Consider the following 20614-nt stretch of genomic DNA (forward strand, 5'->3'; position numbering starts at 1 on the left):
TTCCAGTCGCGAGCACCGCAGAGCACCCCTTCGCGAAGCGAGGGGGCGCCCCACTCGGGGTCGCCTTTCTTTGCCTACTTTCTTTGGCGAAGCAAAGAAAGTAGGTGCGCTGCCGGGCGCACATCCCGGCATCGCCCCGAAGGGGCGCGCCCGCGCCAGCGGGCTTAGCCGCAACGACCGCCCACAAGCCACAAGCTACAGACCTGACATCGAAGAGCCACAGCCCGCTTGCCACACCCCTCCCCTCCCGAACCCGCCCCCGCTCAATACTCGTCCGGCCCCGTATACCCCGGCGCCAGATTCTCGAACTTCGTCAACGGCTTCAGGAAGGCCAGCTTCACGGTCCCCACCGGCCCGTTACGCTGCTTGCCGATGATGATCTCGGAGACGCCCGGCTCCTTGCAGGCTTCCTTGGTGTAGTACTCGTCGCGGTAGATGAACATGATCACGTCCGCATCCTGCTCGATGGCGCCCGATTCGCGCAGGTCGCTCATCATCGGGCGCTTGTCGGTCCGGGTCTCGACGCTTCGGTTCAGCTGCGACAGCGCGATCACCGGGCAGCGCAGCTCCTTGGCCAGCGCCTTCAGGCCCCGTGAGATCTCGCCGATCACGGTGGCGCGGTTCTCCTCGCTGCCGCCGCCGTTGCCGCTCATCAGCTGCAGGTAGTCGATGATGATCAGGCCCAGCTGGCCGCACTGGCGCGCCTGGCGGCGGGCCCGCGCACGCAGTTCGGTCGGGCTCAGGCCCGGCGTCTCGTCGATGAAGATGTTGGCGTTGCGCAGCTTCTCGACCGCCTCCGACAGACGCGACCATTCGTCGTCGCGCAGCGAGCCGGTGCGCAGGTGCGACTGGTCGATGCGGCCCAGCGAGCCCACCACCCGCAGCGCGAGCTGGGCCGCGCCCATTTCCATCGAGAACACCACCACCGGCAGGCCCTCGGCCACCGCGACGTGCTCGCCGATGTTGAGCGCGAAGGCGGTCTTGCCCATCGAGGGGCGCGCGGCCAGGATGATGAGGTCGCCGGGCTGCAGGCCGGCGGTCATGCGGTCCAGGTCGACAAAGCCGGTGCGCACGCCCGTGACGTCCTCGGCGCCGTTCTCGGCCAGCTCCTGCACGCGGTCCAGCAGGTCGACGACCAGTTGGTCCATCGAGTGGAAACCCTGCTTGGAGCGCGAGCCCTCCTCGCCGATCTTGAAGATCTTGCCCTCGGCCTCGTCGAGGATGGCCGAGACCGGCCGGCCCTGCGGATTGAAGGCCGCGGTGGCGATCTCGTCGCTGGCCGAGACCAGCTTGCGGAGCACCGAGCGCTCGCGCACGATCTCGGCGTAGCGGGCCAGGTTGGCGGCGCTCGGCACGCTCTGCGCCAGCGCGTTCAGATAGGTCAGCCCGCCGCATTCCTCGGCCTTGCCGAGGCTCTGCAGCTGCTCGTAGACGGTGATCACGTCGGCTGGTTTGCTGGCCGTCATCAGGCCCGCGATGGCGGTGTAGATGAGGCGGTGCTCGAAGCGGTAGAAGTCGGCCTCGCTGAGCAGGTCGCCGGCGCGGTCCCAGGCGCTGTTGTCGATCAGGAGGCCGCCCAGCACGCTCTGCTCGGCCTCGATGGAATGCGGCGGAATGCGCAAACGGGCGACTTCGTCGTCCTCGGCGCGGCGCGGCGCGTTGGCGAAATCAGAACCTGACAGGATCGCGGACATAAGCGGCAATGATAGGACCGGGCCCTGGCACGGACCAGACAACAAGTCTGTGGATAAGCGGTGGACCGAGGGTGGATCTCCGGGGATAAGTCGCCCCGGAAATGGAAAAGGCCGGTCTTGCGACCGGCCTTCTTCACGCAGCGGCGAGGCTGCGTCGTGGACCGAAAACTCAGTCCTGGGCAGCCACCACGGCGACGGTGATGTCGACCACCACGTCGGTGTGCAGCGCGACCGAGACGGCGTGCTCGCCGACGATCTTCAGCGGGCCATTGGGCAGGCGGACCTGCGCCTTGGCGACCTCAAAACCTTGCTGCTTCAGGCTCTCGGCGATGTCGGCGTTCGTCACGGAGCCGAACAGGCGGCCGTCGACGCCGGCCTTCTGCGACACCTGGACGGTCTTGCCGGCCAGCTTCTCGGCTTGGGCTTGCGCCGCCGACAGCTTCTCGCCGGCGACCTTTTCCAGTTCGGCGCGCTTGGCTTCGAACTCCTTGATCGCGGCCTCGGTCGCACGGCGTGCGGCGCGGGTCGGGATCAGGAAGTTGCGGGCATAACCGTCCTTGACCTTGACGATGTCGCCCAGGTTGCCGAGGTTGGCCACTTTTTCGAGCAGGATCACTTGCATGTCTCGGCTCCTCAGACCTTGTGCTGGTCGCTGTAGGGCAGCATCGCCAGGAAGCGCGCGCGCTTGATGGCGGTGGACAGCTGACGCTGGTAGATCGCGCGGGTGCCGGTCAGGCGGGCCGGGATGATCTTGCCGTTCTCGCCGATGAAGTCACGCAGGATGTCAACATCCTTGTAGTCGATCTCTTCGACGCCGGCGACCGTGAAACGGCAGAAACGCTTGCGCTTGAACAGCAGCGACTGCTGGTTGCGCTTGCCTTTACGGTCCTTGGAAAACTTACCGCGGGGTGGGGGCATGATGACCTCCTTCTATAACTTGCAAAAACGTGGATGAATCAAACCAGAGGGCTAGAGCAGCTCGGTGATGTGCAGCACAACACCTCGGCCGTTGCGCATCGAAGCCAGGAAGCCGGCGAAGTCATGGGCACTGCCCAACTCCACCTGACCGACGCGCTGCGCCAGCGGCCCGATCACCACCGCCTTGAGCTCCAGGCTCAGCTTGCGGGGATGGCCGGCTTCCGTGACCGTCGACTCGTGCGCCAGGCGCAGATCGAGGGCCGGCAGCCCGGCGGGCGTGTAGCGCATCGCTCCTCGCTCGATCACCACCGCATTGAGAACCACCCGGTTCATGCGATGCGATCAGGCGCGCGACGGACGGCTGAAAAACTCAGGCCGTGGCTTCCTGCTGGGACTTCTTGGCCTCTTCCTTCTCGACCATCTTCATCATCACGGACGGAGAGGTCTCGGCCTTGCTCTTCTGCACGGTCAGGTGGCGCAGAACGGCATCATTGAAGCGGAAGCCGGTCTCCAGCTCTTCCAGCGTTTCCTTGCTGCACTCGATGTTGATGCAGATGTAATGGGCTTTCGCGAGCTTCTGGATCATGTAGGCCATCTGGCGGCGGCCCCAGTCCTCGAAACGGTGGACCTTGCCACCGGCGGCGGTCACGGTGCCCTTGTAGCGCTCGACCATCGCGTTGACCTGCTCGCTTTGATCCGGATGGATCAGCAGAATGATTTCGTAGTGACGCATGACACTCCTTTTGGGTTCTCCGGCCGCTGGAATCGCGACCGGCAAGGAAGCCGCCCCGGGGCGTCGTATTGGAGAGCCCGCGTCGCTGTCTGCAGGCAATCACAAGCAATCGCAAGCGATCTTGCAAAAAGCGATGCGCTCCAATGCCGGGTGCGGCAAGGAAAGCCGGTGAGTATAGCGCAGATGTAAAGAAAAACTCAAGTTTCGAGCGCCTCCGGCGACCGCAGGCGCTCGACCAGTTCCTGTACCGCCCGGCTGGGCGGCGGGGTCAGCAGGCTGACCACGACGATCACCGCAAAACCGGCCGGCACGCCGAACACGCCGGCGGAGATCGGGTCGATGCCGAACCAGAGCTGCGGCGGCGCGGCGATGCCGAACACGTCGCGCAGCCAGGTCTGGTTGCGCACCATGTAGTACAGGGTGACGCCCAGCCCGACCACCATGCCCAGCACAGCGCCGGCGGAGGTCGCGCGTTTCCAGAAAATGCCGAGCACCAGTGCCGGAAACAGCCCAGCGGCGGCGAAGGAGAAGGCCGCCGACACCAGAAAGAGGATGTCGGCCGGCTTCTTGACCGCCATGTAGGCGGCGCACAGCGCCACCACCAGCAGCAGGACCTTGGAGATCATCACGCGGCGCGAGGTGGGCGCGTTCGGGTCGATCATCTTGTAGTAGAAGTCGTGCGACAGCGCGTTGGCGATGGTCAGCAGCAGGCCGTCGGCAGTCGAGAGCGCCGCGGCCAGCCCGCCGGCCGCCACCATGCCGGAGATCACATACGGCAGCCCGCCGATCTCGGGCGTCGCCAGCACCACGATGTCGCCGCCGATGCGCAGCTCGCCCAGCTGCAGGATGCCGTCGTGGTTGACGTCGCTCACCGACACCAGGGTCGGATCCACCTTGGCCCATTGCGACACCCAGGTCGGCAGCTGGTCGAAGGGGGTGCCGACCACCATGCTGAACACCTCGAACTTGACCAGCACCGCCAGCGCCGGCGCGGTCAGGTAGAGCAGCACGATGAAAAACAGCGACCAGGTGACCGATTCGCGCGCCTGGCGCACCGAGGGGGTGGTGTAGTAGCGCATCAGGATGTGCGGCAGCGCGGCGGTGCCGACCATCAGGCAGAACATCAGCGCCAGGAAGTTGCGGCGCGACTCGTCGAAGGCCTGGCGCTCGGCGGCACTGCCCTTTGGATCGCCCGGATGAACCTGGCCGTGCGGCGGCATGCCGGCCAGTGGCCTGGCGCGGGCCTCGGCCGCGGCGTGTTCGCTCGCGTAGGCGGCGCGCGCCTGCGCCTCGGTATGCGGCAGTGCCGCGCGGGCGCGGTCGGCCGCCTGGATCTCGGCCGGCGACGCGTTGCGGGCGCGCAGGTCGGCGGCGCGCTGCTCGGCCGCGGCCCGGTCGGCGGCCATCGCAGCGGGCACGTCGGCCAGCTTGGCCGCCGCCTCAGCGGCGCGCTGGCGGTAGACCTCGATGACTTCGAGCTCCCTGGGGTCCTGCTGCAGCTGCCGCTCCTTGGCGCTGACCTTCTCCAGCTGGACGCCGTAGACGAGCTGCGGCAGCGGCACGTCGGTCTGCTTGACCGACAGCCAGACCACCGGCACCAGGTAGGCGATGATCAGCACGATGTACTGCGCCACCTGGGTCCAGGTGACGGCCCGCATGCCGCCCAGGAAGGAGCACACCAGGATGCCGCCCAGCCCGACAAAAACGCCCAGCTCGAACGCCAGCCCCGACAGGCGCGAGGTGATCAGACCGACCCCGTAGATCTGCGCCACCACGTAGGTGAAGGAACACAGGATGGCGGCGCAGATGCCGATGAAGCGCGCCAGGTTGCCGCCGTAGCGCTCGCCGAGGAAGTCGGGAATCGTGAACTGGCCGAAGCGGCGCAGATAGGGCGCGAGGCACAGCGCCACCAGCACGTAGCCTCCGGTCCAACCCATCACGAAGGCCAGCCCGCTGTAGCCGCCCAGGTAGAGTGTCCCCGCCATGCCGATGAAGGAGGCCGCCGACATCCAGTCGGCGCCGGTCGCCATGCCGTTGTACATGGCCGGCACGCGGCGCCCGGCCACGTAGTACTCCACCGGGTCGGTGGTGCGGCTCATGATGCCGATGCCGGCATACAGCGCCACGGTCGCCAGCAGGAAGATGAAGCCGATCCAGTTGCGCGACATTCCCAACTGCTCCAGCGCCGCGAGCACCAGCACGAAGGCGATGAAGCCGCAGGTGTACCAGCCGTAGACCTTGTTGAGCTGCTTCTTGAAGCTGGCGGGCGCCTGGCCCTGCGGCGAGGCGCCACGGAAGGTGGAGGTCAGCTTGCCCATCCTCACTCCTCCTCGGCCACGCCGTGCTCGCGGTCGAGGCGGTTCATGGTGCGGGCATAGAAGCCGATGATGGCGACGTTCAGGATCAGCGCGCCCTGGGCACCGACCCAGAAGCTAAAGGGCCAGCCGAAAAAGCTGAAATCCAGGTCACGCGCGAACCAGCCGATCCCGAAGCTGACGCCGAACCACAGCGCCAGCAGCGCGCCGGTGATACGCAGGTTGCGGCGCCAGTGGTCCTTTTGTTTCGGTGTCGCTTGCACGATCGTCCTCCCCGGATGGGCCGGCCCATTCTGGAATCCCCCGGCGCCGGTCCCATCAGGACTTCCCCTCGGCGCGCGGGGAGGCGGAAACAAAAGCGGCTCCCCACGGGAGCCGCTGCTCGCTTGCAACAGCGAGAGCCGGCGCGTCAGCGCTGCGCCAGCCGCTGCCAGGTCGTGACCACCGTGTCCGGGTTCAGCGACAGCGAGACGATGCCCTCGTCGGCCAGCCACTCGGCGAAGTCGGGGTGGTCGCTGGGACCCTGGCCGCAGATGCCGATGTACTTGCCGACCGCGCGGCAGGCCGCGATGGCGCGCGAGATCATCGCACGCACCGCCGGATCGCGCTCGTCGAAGTCCTGCGCCAGCAGTTCCAGGCCCGAGTCGCGATCCAGGCCCAGGGTCAGCTGGGTCAGGTCGTTGGAGCCGATCGACATGCCGTCGAAGTACTCGAGGAACTGCTCGGCCAGGATGGCGTTGCTCGGCACCTCGCACATCATGATGATGCGCAGGCCGTCCTTGCCGCGCGGCAGCCCGTGGTCGGCCAGCATCTGGGTGACCTTCTGTGCCTGGGTCAGGGTGCGCACGAAGGGCACCATGATCTCGACGTTGTCCAGCCCCATCTCGTTGCGCACGCGCTTGATCGCCTCGCACTCCATCGCGAAGGCCTCGGCGAACTCGGCGCTCACGTAGCGCGAAGCGCCGCGGAAGCCCAGCATCGGGTTCTCTTCCTCGGGCTCGTAGCGCGAACCGCCGATCAGCTTGCGGTACTCGTTGGATTTGAAGTCCGACAGGCGCACGATCACCGGCTTGGGCCAGAAGGCCGCGGCAATGGTGGCAACGCCTTCGGCCAGCTTGTCGACGTAGAAGGCGCGCGGCGAGGCATGGCCGCGCGCCACCGACTCGACCGCCTTCTTGAGGTCGGCGTCGACGTTCGGGTAGTCGAGGATGGCCTTGGGGTGCACGCCGATGTTGTTGTTGATGATGAACTCGAGGCGAGCCAGGCCGACGCCGGCGTTGGGCATCTGCGCGAAGTCGAAGGCCAGCTGGGGGTTGCCGACATTCATCATGATCTTGACCGGGCAGTACGGCATCTCGCCGCGCTGCACCTCGGTGACCTCGGTCTCCAGCAGGCCGTCGTAGATGTAGCCGGTGTCGCCCTCGGAGCAGGCCACCGTCACCAGCGCGCCGTCCTTCAGCACCTCGGTCGCGTCGCCGCAGCCGACCACTGCCGGGATGCCCAGCTCGCGCGCGATGATGGCCGCGTGGCAGGTGCGGCCGCCGCGGTTGGTCACGATGGCGCTGGCGCGCTTCATCACCGGCTCCCAGTTGGGGTCGGTCATGTCGGTGACCAGCACGTCGCCGGGCTGCACGCGGTCCATCTCGGTGATCGAGTGGACCAGGCGCACCGGGCCGGTGCCGATCTTCTGGCCGATCGCACGGCCCTCGGCCAGCACGGTGCCCTGGCCCTTGAGCTTGTAGCGCTGCTCGGCCTTGCCGGCCGATTGGCTCTTCACGGTCTCGGGGCGGGCTTGCAGGATGTAGAGCTTGCCGTCCTCGCCGTCCTTGCCCCACTCGATGTCCATCGGACGGTCGTAGTGCTGCTCGATGATCAGCGCGTACTTGGCCAGCTCGACCACGTCGGTGTCGCTCAAGGAATAGCGGTTGCGCTGCTCGGGCGCGGTGTTGACGGTCTTCACCAGCTTGCCGGCGGAGGCGCGCTCCTCGGGCGTGGCGAATTCCATCTTGATCAGCTTGGAGCCCAGGTTGCGCCGGATGATGGGCAGCTTGCCGTTTTTCAGCGCCGGCTTGTGCACGTAGAACTCGTCGGGGTTGACGGCGCCCTGCACCACGGTTTCGCCCAGGCCGTAGCTGGAGGTGATGAACACCACGTCCTTGAAGCCGGACTCGGTGTCGATCGTGAACATCACGCCGGCGGCGCCCAGGTCGGAGCGCACCATGCGCTGGATGCCGGCCGACAGCGCGACGTCGCTGTGCGCGAAGCCCTTGTGCACGCGGTAGCTGATGGCGCGGTCGTTGTACAGCGAGGCGAACACTTCCTTGATCTTGTGCAGCACGTCCTCGATGCCGACGACGTTCAGGAAGGTCTCCTGCTGACCGGCGAAGGAGGCGTCGGGCAGGTCTTCGGCGGTGGCCGAGGAGCGCACCGCGAAGGAGGCGCCCGGGTTGTCGCGTGTCAGCTGCTCGAACTGGGTACGGATGGCATCCTCCAGCGCGCGCGGAAACGGCGTGTCGACGACCCACTGGCGGATGCGGGCGCCCGCTTCGGCGAGCGCACGCACGTCCTCGGTATCCAGCTTGGACAGGGTGGCATTGATCTTCGCCGCCAGGCCGTCATGCGCGATGAACTCGCGGAAGGCATGGGCGGTCGTGGCGAAGCCGCCCGGCACCCTCACGCCGGAGGCCGCCAACTGGCTGATCATCTCGCCGAGGGAAGCGTTTTTGCCGCCGACCGACTCGACGTCGGTCATCCTCAGGTTTTCAAACGGTACGACCAGGGCGGTCGCCAGAGAGGTGGATGACATGGGAAAGCTCCGTGATGTTGAGAAACCGGTGCTCCCGAGTCCCCGCGTGGCGCGCCGGAGTCCGCGCAAGGCGCGATCTCTCCGGCGGACGCGCGCAAGCCAGCCCACTTTCTGGATTCTGCTTGGTGTGGTAAGGCGCGCATGAGGAAGGACAAAGGGTATTCCAGAGGATTCTAAGGGGGATTACTCTTCGCTTGTGAACCGAGGCTAAACAATCTGAAGCATGCCTACCAGAACCGTATTTTTCGTCTCCGACGGCACCGGCATCACGGCCGAGACCTTCGGAAACTCCATCCTCAAGCAGTTCGCGATCCAGCCGCGGCATGTACGGATGCCTTTCATCGACTCGACCGAAAAGGCCGAGCAGGCGGTCGACAAGATCAACCGCACCGCCGAAGCCGAAGGCCGCAAGCCCATCGTGTTCACCACCCTGGTCGACGAGGAGGTGCTGTCGGTCGTCAAGGCCGGCTGCCAGGGGCTGGTGCTGGACATGTTCATGACCTTCGTCGAGCCGCTGGAGCTCGAGTTCGGCATGAAGTCCAACCACCGCGTCGGGCGCTTCTCGGACATCGCCAAGAGCCAGGAGTACCACAACCGCATCGAGGCGATCAATTTCTCGCTGGCGCACGACGACGGCCAGTCGGCCAAGAACCTGGAGCAGGCGGACGTCATCCTCGTCGGCGTGAGCCGCAGCGGCAAGACACCGACCTCGCTGTATCTCGCGATGCAGCACGGCGTGAAGGCCGCCAACTACCCGCTGATCCCGGAGGACTTCGAGCGCGACTGCCTGCCCTCCTCGCTGGCGCCGCACAAGGGCAAGTGTTTCGGGCTGACGATCGCGCCGGACCGGCTCGCCGAGATCCGCAACGAGCGGCGCCCCGGCAGCAAGTACGCGAGCCTGGAGAACTGCCGTTATGAAGTTGCCGCTGCGGAGTCCCTGATGCGCCGCGAGGGCATCTCCTGGCTGTCCTCGACGCACAAGTCCATCGAGGAGATCGCGACCACCATCCTGCGCGACATCCGGCCGGACCGGCTGATCTACTGAGCGCCCCCGGCCAGCCGCTGGCGCAGCGACTCGTAGAGGCAGACCGCGGCAGCAGCCGCCACGTTGAGCGATTCCTCGCCGCCCGGCTGGGGGATGCGCAGCACCTGGGCGCAGCGCGAGAGCAGCGCCGCATCGACGCCCTGCCCTTCGTGCCCCAGCACCCAGGCGCAGGGCCAGGGCAGCGGCGTGGCGTGCAGCTCGGCCTCGGTGTGCGAGCTGGTGCCCAGCAGCGGCAGCGCCAGCGTGTCGAGCTGGGCCGGCTCGGCGGTCTCGACGATGTGCAGCGCGAAATGCGCCCCCATGCCGGCCCTGAGCACCTTGGGCGACCACAGGCCGGCAGTGCCGCGCAGCGCGATCACCTGCTCGACCCCGAGCGCGGCGGCACTGCGCAGCACCGAGCCCACATTGCCGGCATCCTGCAGGCGGTCGAGCACCACGCTCGCGACGCCGGGCCTGACGGGCACCGGCCCGGACCACGGCAGCAAGAAGCCGCAGCCGGTGGGCGATTCCAGGCCGCTGACCCCCTTGAACAAGGCGTCCGGCACGACACTGACGGCCGGAGCGTGCTGGGCCAGGCGGCGCAGCGCCGGCTGCTGCCAGGCGGTTTCAGACAAGACCGCCTGCGCCACCGGCACGCCGCGCACCACGCAGGCGCCGCAGAGGTGGTCGCCCTCGACCCAGATCTCGCCCAGCTTGCGGTAGGCGCCGGGGTCCTGCGCGAGCTTGCGCAGGCGCACCAGCAGCGGGTTGTCGCGTGAGCTGATCAGCCGCGGCTGCATCAGGCGGCGTCCAGCGCCGCGCGCACCGGGGCGAAGCTGCGCCGGTGCACGACGCAGGCGCCATGGGTGCGCAGCGCCGCCAGGTGCTCGGGGGTCGGATAGCCCTTGTGGACCGCGAAGCCGTACTGCGGGTGCAGCTCGTGCAGCTGCAGGCAGAGCCGGTCGCGGTGCACCTTGGCGAGGATGGAGGCGGCCGAGATGGCGGGCACCTTGGCGTCGCCCTGCACGATGGCTTCGGCCGCCACCTTCAGCACCGGCAGGCGGTTGCCGTCCACCAGCACCTTGGCGGGCTTCAGGCGCAGGCCTTCCACCGCGCGGCGCATCGCCAGCATCGTCGCATGCAGGATGTTGAGGCTGTCGATTTCCTCGACGCTGGCCTCGGCGATGGAACAGCACAGCGCCTTGGCGCGGATCTCGTCGAACAGGCGCTCGCGGGTGCGCTCGGTGAGCTGCTTGGAATCGGCCAGGCCCTCGATGGGCTGCGTCTCGTCCAGAATCACCGCGGCCGCGACCACCGGGCCGGCCAGCGGGCCGCGGCCGGCTTCGTCGACGCCGGCCAGCAGGCCCTGGATGTCCCAGCTCAGCGGCAGCTGTTCAACGGTGGAGGACTTTCGCGATCGCATCGGTGGCGGCCTGCGCCGTGTTGCGGCGCAGACGGTGGTGCAGTTCGAGGAAACGCTGCTCGACGGCACGGCAGCGCGCCGGGTCGTCGAGCCAGCCCAGCACGGCATCGGCCAGCGCGGCAGGCCTCGCATGGTGCTGCAGCAGCTCCGGCACGACCGTGTCTTCGCAGAGGATGTTGGGCAGGCCCACCCACGGCAGGTAGCCCATGCGCTTCATCATCTGCCAGCTCAGCCAGTGCATGTTGTAGGTGATGACCATCGGCCGCTTGAACAGCGCCGCCTCCAGCGTGGCGGTGCCGCTGGCCACCAGGGTGACATCGCAGGCCGCCAGCACCTCGTGCGAGCGGCCCTCCACCAGGGTGACCTCGACCTGCGAAGCATACTGCGCGACGCTCGGCTCGACCAGCGGGCGCAGCCCGGGCACGACCGGCAGCACGAAGCGCAGCCCGGCGCGGCGCCGCTGCAGCTCGGCGGCGGCGGCGATCATGCCCGGCGCGATGTAGTGGACCTCGCTGCGGCGACTGCCGGGCAGCAGCGCCACGACAGTGTCGGACGGCTGCAAGCCGAGCGCGGCGCGCGCCTCCGAGCGCGGCACCTCCAAGGGGATGGCATCGGCCAGCGGGTGGCCGACATAGCTCGCGGCGATGCCGTGGCCCTCCAGCAGGGCTGGCTCGAAGGGGAAAACGCACAGCACGTGATCGGCCGCGCGGCGGATCTTCTCGACCCGCTTGCCACGCCAGGCCCAGATCGAGGGGCAGACGAAGTGCACGGTCGGGATGCCGGCGGCGCGCAGGCGCTCTTCCAGCCCGAGGTTGAAGTCCGGCGCGTCGACACCGATGAAGGCGTCCGGACGCTCTCGCAGCAGGCGGTCGCCAAGTTGGCGGCGGATGCCGGCAATCTCACGGTAGTGGCGCAGCACCTCGGCGTATCCGCGCACCGCCAGCTTCTCGTGCGGCCACCAGGCCTCGAAGCCATGGCCGGCCATGCGGGGGCCGCCGATGCCCTGCGCGACGAGCCCCGGCCAACGCGCCCGCAGGCCGCCCATCAGCAGGCCCGCGAGCAGGTCGCCGGAGGTTTCGCCGGCCACCATGGCCAGGCGGGGATCGAGGGCAGCCGCCACCGGGCGATCAGCGGACAATGCCGCGCGTGGAAGCTTCCAGGAAGGCCGACATCAGCGCGATGTCGGCCTCGGCCTCGGGAAACTCGGCGCCCACCGCGGCGATGCGCTGCTTCGCGTCTTCCAGCGTGAGGCTCTGGCGGTAGAGCAGGCGGTACATCTGCTTCACGGCGGCCAGGCGCTGCGGCGTGAAGCCGCGGCGGCGCAGGCCCTCGGTATTGAGGCCGGCCGCCTGGGCAGTGTCCCCGTCGGCCATCACGAAGGGCGGCAGATCCTGCACCAGCACGCTGCCGACCGCGGTCATCGCATGCGCCCCGATGCGGACGAACTGGTGCACACCCGTCATGCCGCCCAGGGTCACCCAGTCGCCCAGCACCACGTGGCCGCCCAGCTGGGTGCCGTTGGCGATGGTCACGTGGTTGCCGACGTGGCAGTCGTGCGCGATGTGCACGTAGGCCATGATCCAGTTGTCGTTGCCGACACCGGTCAACCCGCCGTCTTGCACCGTGCCGAGGTTCAGCGTGCAGCACTCGCGGATGGTGTTGCGGTCGCCGATGCGCAGCTCGGTCGGCTCGCCCGCGTACTTCTTGTCCTGGGGCACTGCGCCGAGGGAGGCGAACTGGAAGATGCGGTTGTCGCGACCGATCGTGGTGTGGCCCTCGATCACCGCATGCGGCCCCACCGTCGTGCCCTCGTCGATGCGGACATGAGGCCCGATCACGGCATAGGGGCCGATGCTGACGGAAGCGGCCAGCTCGGCTTTGGGATCGACGATCGCGGTCGGATGGATGGTGGCCATGGACGCTCCCTCAGTCCTCGATGATGCGCATCGTGCACATCAGCTCGGCTTCCACGGCCAGCTCACCGTCCACGCTGGCCCGTGCCTTGAACTTGTAGATGCCGCCGCGGGCACGGTCGAGCTCGACGTCCAGGATCAGCTGGTCGCCCGGCTCCACCACGCGCTTGAAGCGCGCGCCGTCGATACCAACGAAGTAGTAGACGGCCCGCGGGTCGAGGTCGCCGCCGTCGCCGGCGAAGGACAGCAGCGCCGAGGTCTGCGCCAGCGCTTCGAGCATCAGCACGCCCGGCATCACCGGGCGACTCGGGAAGTGCCCCATGAAAAACGGCTCGTTGATCGTGACGTTCTTGAGCGCCTTGACCCGTTTGCCGGGTTCGACCTCCAGCACCCGGTCCACGAGCAGGATGGGATAGCGGTGCGGGAGCTTCTTGAGAATCTGGTGAATATCCATGGTCATGGCGCAAATTTCTTTTCCAGCGTGCGCAGGCGCTCGCGCAGGCCGTGCAGCTGACGCAGGGTCGCCGCGTTTTTCTCCCAGGACTTATTGTCGTCGATGGGGAAGACGCCGCTGTACAGCCCGGGCTGCAGGATGGAGCGGGTCACCAGCGACATTGACGAGATGTGCACGTGGTCGGCCAGGGTCAGGTGGCCGAGGATGCCGGCCCCGCCACCCACCGTGCAGTGGGCGCCAATGCGCGCGCTGCCCGCCACGCCGACGCAGCCGGCCATCGCGGTGTGCGCGCCGATGTGCACGTTGTGCGCGATCTGCACCAGGTTGTCGAGCTTGACGCCGTCCTCGATCACGGTGTCATCCAGGGCGCCGCGGTCGATGCAGCTGTTGGCGCCGATCTCGACGTCGTCGCCGATGCGCACCACGCCCAGCTGCTCGATCTTGACCCACTCGCCCTGGTGGGGCGCGAAGCCGAAGCCGTCGGCACCGATCACGACGCCGGAGTGCAGGATGCCACGCGCGCCGATGCTGCAGCCGTGCAGCAGGCTCACACGCGGCGCGAGCCGCGTGCCGGCGCCGATGCGGGCGCCCTGCCCCACCACGCTGTGCGAGCCGATCACCGCGCCGTCGCCGATGACGGCCCCCTCCTCGACCACGACAAAGGCCTCGATGCGCACGCCCTCGCCGATCTGGGCGCCGGGCGCGACGCAGGCCGAGGGGTGGATGCCCGGCTCGGCCGCGGGCCGCACCCGGCGCGCCCACCACTGCGTCAGGTGCGCGAAGTAGAGATAGGGGTCGGCCGTGACGATGGCAGCACCACGGGCGACCGCGGCCTCGCGCATGGCCGGCGCGACGATCACGCAGCCGGCCGCCGTGGTGGCGAGCTGCGACTGGTACTTGGGATGCGAAAGAAAACTGAGGGTCGAAGGCGTCGCGCCCTCGAGCGGACCGATGCGCGAGACCAGCAGCTCGACCGGCCCGATCAGCTCGCCGCCGAGCTGCGCCGCGATCTCGCCGAGGCGCACCGGCTGGGCCGGTGCGGGGCGGGCGGCGTCTGGGCGTGCAACATCGGTCACGGCGTTGCGGTCACTTGCCACCGTTGGCGTTGAGCGCCTTGATGACCTTGTCGGTGATATCCACCTTGGGGCCGGCGAACACCGCTTCCTGCAGGATCAGGTCGTACTTCTCCTGCTCGAAGATCTGCTTGATGACGCGGTTGGCGCGGTCGACCACCGAGGACAGCTCCTCGTTCTTGCGCTGGTTCAGGTCTTCCTGGAACTCGCGGCGGCGGCGCTGGAAGTCGCGTTCCTGCTCGACCAGCTCGCGCTGGCGGCGCGAACGTTCGGACTCGGCCAGCGTCGGCGCCTCTTTTTCCAGCTTGTCGCCGGCGGCCTTGAGCTTGGCGGCCATGTCGGCCAGCTCCTTCTCGCGGCGCGAGAACTCCTGCTCCAGACGCGCCTGGGCGGCCTTGGCCGGCGTCGCGTCGCGCAGCACGCGGTCGCTGTTGACGTAGCCGATCTTGAGATCCTGCGCCTGCGCTCCCTGCACCGCCAACGCCATCAGGCCCGCGGAAAGCAGGGCCGTCAAAAAATTCTTCTTCATCAGAACGCAGTCCCAATCTGAAATTGCAGTCGCTCGATTCTATCCCCTGGCTGTTTGCGCAGCGGCACGCCGTAGGCCAGCTTGAGCGGCCCCACCGGCGAGACCCAGCTGAAGCCCAGGCCGGCCGAGGCGCGCAGGTCGCCGGCGCGGATCTTGTCGTCCTCGCCGAAGACGTTGCCAACGTCAACATAGGTGAACAGGCGCAAGGTGCGGTCGCTGCCCGAACCAGGGAAAGGCACGTAGAACTCGGTATTCAAGTTCACGCGCTTGGGGCCGCCCAGGTAGGCGCCGGTCGCGTCCACCGGGCCCAGCGAGCCCTGCTCGAAGCCGCGCACCGTGCCCAGGCCGCCGCTGTAGAAATTCTTGAAGATCGGGTAGGGTCGACCCGACAAGCCCTTGCCCCAGCCCAGTTCGGCGTTGAAGGCGAGCGTGAAGCCGCGCGCCACCGGGAGGTACTGCTGGAACTGGTAGTTGGTGCGCAGATAGCGCGAGTCGCCCACCAGGCTCATCTCGGCATTGACCCGCTGGTAGCGCCCTCGCGTCGGCACCAAAGCGCTGTCGCGGTCGTCGCGCGTCCAGCCCAGGGTCAGGGGCACGCCGACGCTCTTGGCGCCGAACTGGCGACGGTACTCGGAATAGCTGATCGGCATGGAGCCCGAATCGCCGCGGATCTCGGTGCTCTCCGCGCCGATGCCGAAGTAGACCGTGTCGTACTCGCTGAAGGGCACGCCGAAGCGCACCGAGGCGCCCGGGGTCACCAGCTTGTAGTCGCTGCCCTGGCTGGACAGCGGCTGGGTGGTGCGGTAGTAGAAGTCCAGCGAGCGCGAGACGCCGTCGATCGTGAAATACGGATCGACCGTGCTGACCACCAGGGTGCGGTTGTAGCGGCTGGTGTTGAACTCGACGCCCAGGTAGTTGCCCGAGCCGAAGATGTTGTCCTGCTTGATCGAGGCGGTCAGCGTCAGCTTCTCGGCGCTGGAGAAGCCCGCACCGAGCAGCAGGTTGCCGGTCGGCTTCTCGACCACGTTGAGGGTCAGGTCGACCTGGTCGGTGGTGGCCGGCACTTCGTTGGTCTCGACGTTGACCTCGTTGAAGTAGCCCAGGCGGTCGACCCGGTCGCGCGACAGGCGGATCTTCTCGCCGTCGTACCAGGACGACTCGAACTGGCGGAACTCGCGCCGCACCACCTCGTCGCGGGTGCGGGTGTTGCCGGCCACGTTGATGTGGCGCACGTAGACGCGGCGCTGCGGCTCCGCCTGGAGTGCCACGGCGACGCGGCCGTTGGCACGGTCGATGTCGGTGCGCGGTTCGACCCGCGCGAAGGCATAGCCGAAGGCACCGAAACGCTCGGTGAAGGCGCGCACCGTCTCGGCCACGTCTTCGGCGCGGTAGGCCTTGCCGGGCTCGATGGTGACCAGGGACTTGAACTCGTCTTCCTTGCCGAAGTACTCGCCTTCCAGCTTCACGCCGGTCACGACATAGGGCTGGCCCTCACGCACGTTGATCGTGATCGTGATGTCCTGCTTGTCGGGCGAGATCGCGACCTGGGTCGACTCGACGGCGAACTCGAGATAGCCGCGGTTCAGGTAGAAGGAGCGCAGCTGCTCCAGGTCGGCGTTGAGCTTGGCACGCGAATAGCGGTCGCTCTTGGTGTACCAGGTCAGCCAGCCGCCGCTGGTGAGCGAGAACAAGTCCTTGAGCTCGCCCTCCGAGAAGGCCTTGTTGCCGGTGATGCGGATCTCGCGGATCTTCGCGACGCCGCCCTCGGTGACCGTGAAGGTCACGTTGACGCGGTTGCGCTCCTGCGGCGTGATGGTAGTGATGACCTCGGCGCCATAAAGGCTCTTGGCCAGGTACTGGCGCTTGAGCTCCTGCTCGGCACGGTCGATCAGCGCCTTGTCGAAGGGCCGGCCGTCGGCGATGCCGACGTCGCGCAGCGCCTTGGTCAACACCTCGTTGTCGAACTCCTTGGTGCCGACGAACTCGACATTGGAGATGATGGGCCGCTCCTGCACGACCACCACCACCACCTTGCCCTCGACCTCGATGCGGACGTCGGAGAACAGGCCGGTGGAGAACAGCGAGCGCAGCGCAGCAGCGCCCTTCTCGTCGTTGTAGGTGTCGCCGATGCGGAAGGGCAGCGAGCCGAACACGGTGCCGGCCTCGGTGCGCTGCAGGCCCTCGACCCGGATGTCGCTGAGCGTGAAGGGCTCGACGGCCCAGGCCCAACCGGAATGGAGCGCCGCGACGACGGCGGCCGCCATCAACGAGGGGTTGCGAAAGCAGGAAGGCACGCGTGAGCGCGAGCGGGAGGAAAGCAGCATGAGGTCAGTGCAGACCCAGGAGCCGGGCCACGTCGTTGTAGAGGGCGAGTGAGGTCATCAAGAGCATGATGGCCACGCCTGCGCGCTGTAGCCGATCCAGCCACGCGTCGGAGATCGGCCGCCCTGTCACCCCTTCGAAAAGATAATACATCAGGTGCCCGCCATCGAGGACCGGCAGCGGCAGCAGGTTCAGGACACCCAGGCTCACGCTCACCAGCGCGAGGAAACCGAGATAGTAGGCCAGCCCGAGGCGGGCCGACTGGCCGGCATAGTCGGCGATGGTCAGCGGGCCGCTGAGATTTTTCAGCGAGGCCTCGCCGATCAGCATCTTGCCCATCATCTTCAAGCTCAGCGCCGAAACCTCCCAGGTGCGCTGCCAGCCGTAGGCCAGGCCGTCGAGCACGCCGTAGGACACCTTCACCATCTCGGGCGGGCGCCCGACATAGGCCTCGATGCGTGCGACGCTGCGGCCTTCGACGCTGTCGATCTTCGGCGTCACCTGGAGCTCCAGCCGCTGCCCGTCGCGCTCGATCTGCCAGAGCATGGGCTGTGGCCTGCCGTCGCGCAGCGCCGCGCGGATGCGTTCGCGCAGCCGCGCGCCCTCCTCGATGACCTCACCGTCGACCTTGAGCACGCGGTCGCCGGGGCGCAGGCCCGCCTGCGCGGCCGGGCCGGTCGGGACAATCTCGCCCATCACCGGTTCGCTGTAGGGCGCGCCGATGCCGACCTTCTGCAGCAGCTCTGCATCGACGTCCTCGGAACCCAGCCGGCTCAGGGGCAGCTCCACCCAGCGGGCATGGCTGCCGCGCGCATCGGTCACTTCGAGCGTCAGGTCGCGCCGGTCGACCATCGCATCGATCAGCACCCAGCGCAGGTCGTTGAAGGAGCGCACGGCTTGGGTGTCGTCGCCGTCCTGCCGCACCGACTGGATCCAGTCACCGGCGCGCAGGCCGGCCTGCTCGGCCATGCTGCCCCGCTGGGGCGCCCCCAGCAGCGCCTTGGGCTCGTCGGTGCCAACCCAGCCGGCGGCGGCATACAGCACGATGGCGAGGATCAGGTTCGCGGCCGGGCCCGCGGCGACGATCAGCGCGCGCGAGCGCAGCGGCTGGCGGTTGAAGGCGCGCTGCACCTCGCCGGGCGCGACCGGGCCTTCACGTTCGTCGAGCATGCGCACGTAACCGCCGAACGGCAGGGCCGAGACGACAAACTCGGTGCTGTCCGGGCTGCGCTGGCGACGCCACAGCACCTTGCCGAAGCCCACGGAGAAGCGCAGCACCTTGACGCCGCAGGCCTTCGCCATGCGGTAGTGGCCCCACTCGTGCACGACGATCAGGATCGCCAGCGTGACGAGGAAAGCAAGCAGCGTGATCATGCCCTCAACCTTTTCACCCAGTTCTGCGCACGCCGGCGGGCGGCGGCGTCCAGCTCCAGCAGCCCGTCGAGCGAGCCGGTGGCCCCGGCGGGCGGCACGAAGTCCTCGAGCGTGCCCGCGTTGACCGTGTGAATCTGGTCGAAGCGGATGGTTCCGGCCAGGAAGGCGGCCACCGCCTCCTCGTTGGCCGCATTGAGCACCGCGGTGCTGCCCGGCGCGGCCTTCAAGGTCTCCCAGGCGAGCTGCAGCCCGGGGAAACGGGTGGCGTCGGGCGCCTCGAAGGTCAATGCGGACAGCTTGAGAAAGTCCAGCGGCGCCGCGCCGGACTCGATGCGCTCGGGCCAGGACAGGCCGCAGGCGATCGGCACCCGCATGTCCGGCGTGCCGAGCTGGGCCAGCACCGAGGTGTCGCGACACACCACCATCGAGTGGATGATGCTCTGCGGGTGGACCACGACCTCGATCTGCTCGGGAGCGAGCTGGAACAGCCAGCGCGCCTCGATCACCTCGAGGGCCTTGTTCATCATGGTCGCCGAATCGACCGAGATCTTGCGGCCCATCACCCAGTTGGGATGGGCGCAGGCCTGCGCCGGCGTCACGTCGCGCAAGGTGGCCGGGTCGCGCTGGCGGAAGGGGCCGCCGGACGCGGTCAGCACGATGCGGGCGATGTGGGCGGGCCAGCTTGCGCGGTCGAGCGGCAGGCACTGGAAGATGGCCGAGTGCTCGCTGTCGATCGGCAGCAGCTGCGCCCCACCCTGCTGCACGGCCTGCATGAACAGGGCTCCGCCGACCACCAGGGCTTCCTTGTTGGCCAGCAGCAGGCGCTTGCCGGCGCGTGCGGCGGCCAGACAGGGCGCCAGGCCCGCGGCGCCGACGATGGCGGCCATCACGCAGTCCACCTCGGGATGCGCGGCGATCTCGACCAGCCCGCTCGGTCCGGCCAGCACCTCGGTGGTGCAGTCCTCGGCGCGCAGGCGCTCGCGCAGCCGGCCGGCGGCAGCCGCATCCGACATCACGGCGTAGGCGGGGCGCCACTGCAGACATTGGGCCAGCAACTCGTCGACACGCTGGTGGGCCGTCAGCGCGAACACCCGGTAGCGGTCGGGATGGCGGGCGATGACGTCCAGGGTGCTGGTGCCGACCGAGCCGGTCGAGCCCAGGATGCACACCTGCTGCATCGACGATGTGGCAGGAGGCATCACAGCAGGCTCAGCGTGAGGGCGATGGGGAAAACCGGCAGCAGCGCGTCGATGCGGTCGAGCACGCCACCGTGGCCGGGCAGCAGCTGGCTGCTGTCCTTGGCGCCGACGCTGCGCTTGACGAGCGACTCGAACAGGTCGCCGACGACACTCATCGCGGCGAGGAAAACGCAGACCACCAGCAGGCCGACCCACCCGAAACGAGCCTGCAGCCCGGTGTAGATGCTGGGCGAGCCGAGCGTGCCGGCGCGGTCGACCAGCACCCAGGCCACCGCCAGCACCAGCACGCCGACCATGCCGCTCCAGACACCTTCCCAGCTCTTGCCGGGGCTGATCGCCGGAGCCAGCTTGCGGCGCCCGAAGGCACGGCCGCCGAAATAGGCGGCGATGTCGGCCGCCCACACCAGGCAGAACACGGACAGGAGGTAGGCGACGCCGGAGGCCTTGGCGCGCGTCAGCGCGACCCAGGTCAGCCACAGCATCACCACACCCAGCCCCAGGCGCAGCGCGACGGGCACCGCCGGCCACCAGGGCGGACCGCGCCTGAGCACCAGCGCCCCGCCCAGCACCCAGGCCGCGGTGGCGGCCCACCACAGCCAGGGCTGTTCCAGCAGCGACAGCTCCAGCCCCCAGGTGGCGGCGCACAGCCCGCCCACCACGGTGCCCAGCAGCACCGAGCCGGCCTCGCCGGCGCCGTTGAGCCGGCCCCATTCCCAGCCGGCCGCGGCCACCACACCGATGCTGAGCAGCGCAAAAGGCCAGACCTTGGGCACCAGCAGGGCCGGCAGCAGCACCGCCAGCAACAGCAGCGCCGTGATGACACGTTGCCTCAGCATG

General features: G+C 68.2%; 21 protein-coding genes. 2 read left to right on the forward strand and 19 right to left on the reverse strand.

Translation table 11 applies throughout. From position 1 onward, the window contains the following. Positions 1–263: 263 nt before the first annotated feature. From dnaB to rpsF, 5 genes are all read right to left on the reverse strand, one after another. The gene (gene dnaB, locus OOT46_RS20900) at positions 264–1694 is read right to left on the reverse strand and encodes a replicative DNA helicase (RefSeq protein ID WP_265405571.1); all 1431 of its coding nucleotides are present in this window, start codon (positions 1692–1694) and stop codon (positions 264–266) included. A gap of 169 nt (positions 1695–1863) precedes the next feature. After that, positions 1864–2316 (reverse strand): 50S ribosomal protein L9, encoded by a 453-nt coding sequence (gene rplI, locus OOT46_RS20905; RefSeq protein WP_265405572.1) that lies wholly within the window; start codon positions 2314–2316, stop codon positions 1864–1866. 11 nt (positions 2317–2327) lie between these two features. Further along, positions 2328–2612, reverse strand: a complete 285-nt coding sequence (gene rpsR, locus OOT46_RS20910) for a 30S ribosomal protein S18 (protein ID WP_047194759.1) — start codon at positions 2610–2612, stop codon at positions 2328–2330. A gap of 51 nt (positions 2613–2663) precedes the next feature. Next, a complete protein-coding gene (gene priB / locus OOT46_RS20915) occupies positions 2664–2945 on the reverse strand; it encodes a primosomal replication protein N (protein ID WP_265405573.1) in 282 nt (93 codons plus the stop codon). A 37-nt stretch (positions 2946–2982) separates the two neighbouring features. Beyond that, a complete protein-coding gene (gene rpsF / locus OOT46_RS20920; protein WP_265405574.1) occupies positions 2983–3345 on the reverse strand; it encodes a 30S ribosomal protein S6 in 363 nt (120 codons plus the stop codon). Between rpsF and OOT46_RS20925 the strand changes: the two genes are divergently transcribed. Then, a complete protein-coding gene (locus tag OOT46_RS20925) occupies positions 3344–3517 on the forward strand; it encodes a hypothetical protein (RefSeq protein ID WP_265405575.1) in 174 nt (57 codons plus the stop codon). The genes rpsF and OOT46_RS20925 overlap by 2 nt on opposite strands. Before the next feature lie 25 nt (positions 3518–3542). On the opposite strand, the gene OOT46_RS20930 is transcribed toward OOT46_RS20925, so the two are convergent. The 3 genes from OOT46_RS20930 to ppsA form a co-directional block, all read right to left on the reverse strand. Continuing rightward, positions 3543–5663, reverse strand: coding sequence for a sodium:solute symporter family protein (locus tag OOT46_RS20930; RefSeq protein WP_265405576.1), 2121 nt, complete (start codon positions 5661–5663; stop codon positions 3543–3545). Positions 5664–5665: 2 nt separating this feature from the next. Further along, positions 5666–5923: a DUF4212 domain-containing protein gene (locus tag OOT46_RS20935; protein WP_265405577.1), complete on the reverse strand. Its 258-nt coding sequence runs from the start codon at positions 5921–5923 to the stop codon at positions 5666–5668. Between the two features lie 146 nt (positions 5924–6069). Beyond that, positions 6070–8466, reverse strand: coding sequence for a phosphoenolpyruvate synthase (gene ppsA, locus OOT46_RS20940; protein ID WP_265405578.1), 2397 nt, complete (start codon positions 8464–8466; stop codon positions 6070–6072). Positions 8467–8689: 223 nt separating this feature from the next. Between ppsA and OOT46_RS20945 the strand changes: the two genes are divergently transcribed. Continuing rightward, positions 8690–9511, forward strand: coding sequence for a pyruvate, water dikinase regulatory protein (locus tag OOT46_RS20945; RefSeq protein ID WP_265405579.1), 822 nt, complete (start codon positions 8690–8692; stop codon positions 9509–9511). Here OOT46_RS20945 and OOT46_RS20950 read toward each other — a convergent pair. The 11 genes from OOT46_RS20950 to OOT46_RS21000 form a co-directional block, all read right to left on the reverse strand. Continuing rightward, positions 9505–10290 carry a TrmH family RNA methyltransferase gene (locus tag OOT46_RS20950; RefSeq protein WP_265405580.1) on the reverse strand — a complete coding sequence of 262 codons (786 nt, stop codon included), beginning with the start codon at positions 10288–10290 and terminating at the stop codon, positions 9505–9507. The two genes, OOT46_RS20945 and OOT46_RS20950, sit on opposite strands and share 7 nt — an antisense overlap. Next, positions 10290–10913: a ribonuclease HII gene (rnhB, locus tag OOT46_RS20955; protein ID WP_265405581.1), complete on the reverse strand. Its 624-nt coding sequence runs from the start codon at positions 10911–10913 to the stop codon at positions 10290–10292. Before rnhB ends, OOT46_RS20950 begins: the two co-directional genes overlap by 1 nt. Continuing rightward, a complete protein-coding gene (lpxB, locus tag OOT46_RS20960; protein ID WP_265405656.1) occupies positions 10885–12003 on the reverse strand; it encodes a lipid-A-disaccharide synthase in 1119 nt (372 codons plus the stop codon). The genes rnhB and lpxB overlap by 29 nt, the downstream gene beginning before the upstream one ends. 37 nt (positions 12004–12040) lie before the next feature. Next, positions 12041–12829, reverse strand: a complete 789-nt coding sequence (lpxA, locus tag OOT46_RS20965; RefSeq protein ID WP_265405582.1) for an acyl-ACP--UDP-N-acetylglucosamine O-acyltransferase — start codon at positions 12827–12829, stop codon at positions 12041–12043. A 10-nt stretch (positions 12830–12839) separates the two neighbouring features. Next, on the reverse strand, positions 12840–13280 hold the full coding sequence (gene fabZ, locus OOT46_RS20970) for a 3-hydroxyacyl-ACP dehydratase FabZ (protein WP_416136237.1): 441 nt from the start codon (positions 13278–13280) through the stop codon (positions 12840–12842). Between the two features lie 2 nt (positions 13281–13282). Beyond that, a complete protein-coding gene (gene lpxD / locus OOT46_RS20975; protein WP_265405584.1) occupies positions 13283–14356 on the reverse strand; it encodes a UDP-3-O-(3-hydroxymyristoyl)glucosamine N-acyltransferase in 1074 nt (357 codons plus the stop codon). Positions 14357–14366: 10 nt separating this feature from the next. Then, positions 14367–14882 (reverse strand): OmpH family outer membrane protein, encoded by a 516-nt coding sequence (locus tag OOT46_RS20980; protein WP_265405585.1) that lies wholly within the window; start codon positions 14880–14882, stop codon positions 14367–14369. Beyond that, positions 14882–17146: an outer membrane protein assembly factor BamA gene (bamA, locus tag OOT46_RS20985; RefSeq protein ID WP_265405657.1), complete on the reverse strand. Its 2265-nt coding sequence runs from the start codon at positions 17144–17146 to the stop codon at positions 14882–14884. Before bamA ends, OOT46_RS20980 begins: the two co-directional genes overlap by 1 nt. Before the next feature lie 64 nt (positions 17147–17210). Beyond that, the gene (gene rseP / locus OOT46_RS20990) at positions 17211–18578 is read right to left on the reverse strand and encodes an RIP metalloprotease RseP (RefSeq protein WP_265405586.1); all 1368 of its coding nucleotides are present in this window, start codon (positions 18576–18578) and stop codon (positions 17211–17213) included. Beyond that, complete coding sequence (ispC, locus tag OOT46_RS20995; protein ID WP_265405587.1) at positions 18575–19777, reverse strand: 1-deoxy-D-xylulose-5-phosphate reductoisomerase; 1203 nt, start codon at positions 19775–19777, stop codon at positions 18575–18577. Before ispC ends, rseP begins: the two co-directional genes overlap by 4 nt. Further along, positions 19777–20613 carry a phosphatidate cytidylyltransferase gene (locus OOT46_RS21000; RefSeq protein ID WP_265405588.1) on the reverse strand — a complete coding sequence of 279 codons (837 nt, stop codon included), beginning with the start codon at positions 20611–20613 and terminating at the stop codon, positions 19777–19779. The genes ispC and OOT46_RS21000 overlap by 1 nt, the downstream gene beginning before the upstream one ends. Position 20614 lies beyond the last annotated feature (1 nt).

Source organism: Aquabacterium sp. A7-Y (genome assembly GCF_026153205.1).
GTDB lineage: Bacteria > Pseudomonadota > Gammaproteobacteria > Burkholderiales > Burkholderiaceae_C > Caldimonas.

Excerpts from the sequence above, each read along its gene's own strand:
- dnaB (WP_265405571.1), bottom strand. The coding sequence starts at position 1,694 with ATGTCCGCGATCCTGTCAGGTTCTGATTTCGCCAACGCGCCGCGCCGC.
- rplI (WP_265405572.1), bottom strand. The coding sequence starts at position 2,316 with ATGCAAGTGATCCTGCTCGAAAAAGTGGCCAACCTCGGCAACCTGGGC.
- rpsR (WP_047194759.1), bottom strand. The coding sequence starts at position 2,612 with ATGCCCCCACCCCGCGGTAAGTTTTCCAAGGACCGTAAAGGCAAGCGC.
- priB (WP_265405573.1), bottom strand. The coding sequence starts at position 2,945 with ATGAACCGGGTGGTTCTCAATGCGGTGGTGATCGAGCGAGGAGCGATG.
- OOT46_RS20925 (WP_265405575.1), top strand. The coding sequence starts at position 3,344 with ATGACACTCCTTTTGGGTTCTCCGGCCGCTGGAATCGCGACCGGCAAG.
- rpsF (WP_265405574.1), bottom strand. The coding sequence starts at position 3,345 with ATGCGTCACTACGAAATCATTCTGCTGATCCATCCGGATCAAAGCGAG.
- OOT46_RS20930 (WP_265405576.1), bottom strand. The coding sequence starts at position 5,663 with ATGGGCAAGCTGACCTCCACCTTCCGTGGCGCCTCGCCGCAGGGCCAG.
- ppsA (WP_265405578.1), bottom strand. The coding sequence starts at position 8,466 with ATGTCATCCACCTCTCTGGCGACCGCCCTGGTCGTACCGTTTGAAAAC.
- OOT46_RS20945 (WP_265405579.1), top strand. The coding sequence starts at position 8,690 with ATGCCTACCAGAACCGTATTTTTCGTCTCCGACGGCACCGGCATCACG.
- OOT46_RS20950 (WP_265405580.1), bottom strand. The coding sequence starts at position 10,290 with ATGCAGCCGCGGCTGATCAGCTCACGCGACAACCCGCTGCTGGTGCGC.
- rnhB (WP_265405581.1), bottom strand. The coding sequence starts at position 10,913 with ATGCGATCGCGAAAGTCCTCCACCGTTGAACAGCTGCCGCTGAGCTGG.
- lpxB (WP_265405656.1), bottom strand. The coding sequence starts at position 12,003 with ATGGTGGCCGGCGAAACCTCCGGCGACCTGCTCGCGGGCCTGCTGATG.
- lpxA (WP_265405582.1), bottom strand. The coding sequence starts at position 12,829 with ATGGCCACCATCCATCCGACCGCGATCGTCGATCCCAAAGCCGAGCTG.
- fabZ (WP_416136237.1), bottom strand. The coding sequence starts at position 13,280 with ATGGATATTCACCAGATTCTCAAGAAGCTCCCGCACCGCTATCCCATC.
- OOT46_RS20980 (WP_265405585.1), bottom strand. The coding sequence starts at position 14,882 with ATGAAGAAGAATTTTTTGACGGCCCTGCTTTCCGCGGGCCTGATGGCG.
- bamA (WP_265405657.1), bottom strand. The coding sequence starts at position 17,146 with ATGGCGGCCGCCGTCGTCGCGGCGCTCCATTCCGGTTGGGCCTGGGCC.
- rseP (WP_265405586.1), bottom strand. The coding sequence starts at position 18,578 with ATGATCACGCTGCTTGCTTTCCTCGTCACGCTGGCGATCCTGATCGTC.
- ispC (WP_265405587.1), bottom strand. The coding sequence starts at position 19,777 with ATGCCTCCTGCCACATCGTCGATGCAGCAGGTGTGCATCCTGGGCTCG.
- OOT46_RS21000 (WP_265405588.1), bottom strand. The coding sequence starts at position 20,613 with ATGCTGAGGCAACGTGTCATCACGGCGCTGCTGTTGCTGGCGGTGCTG.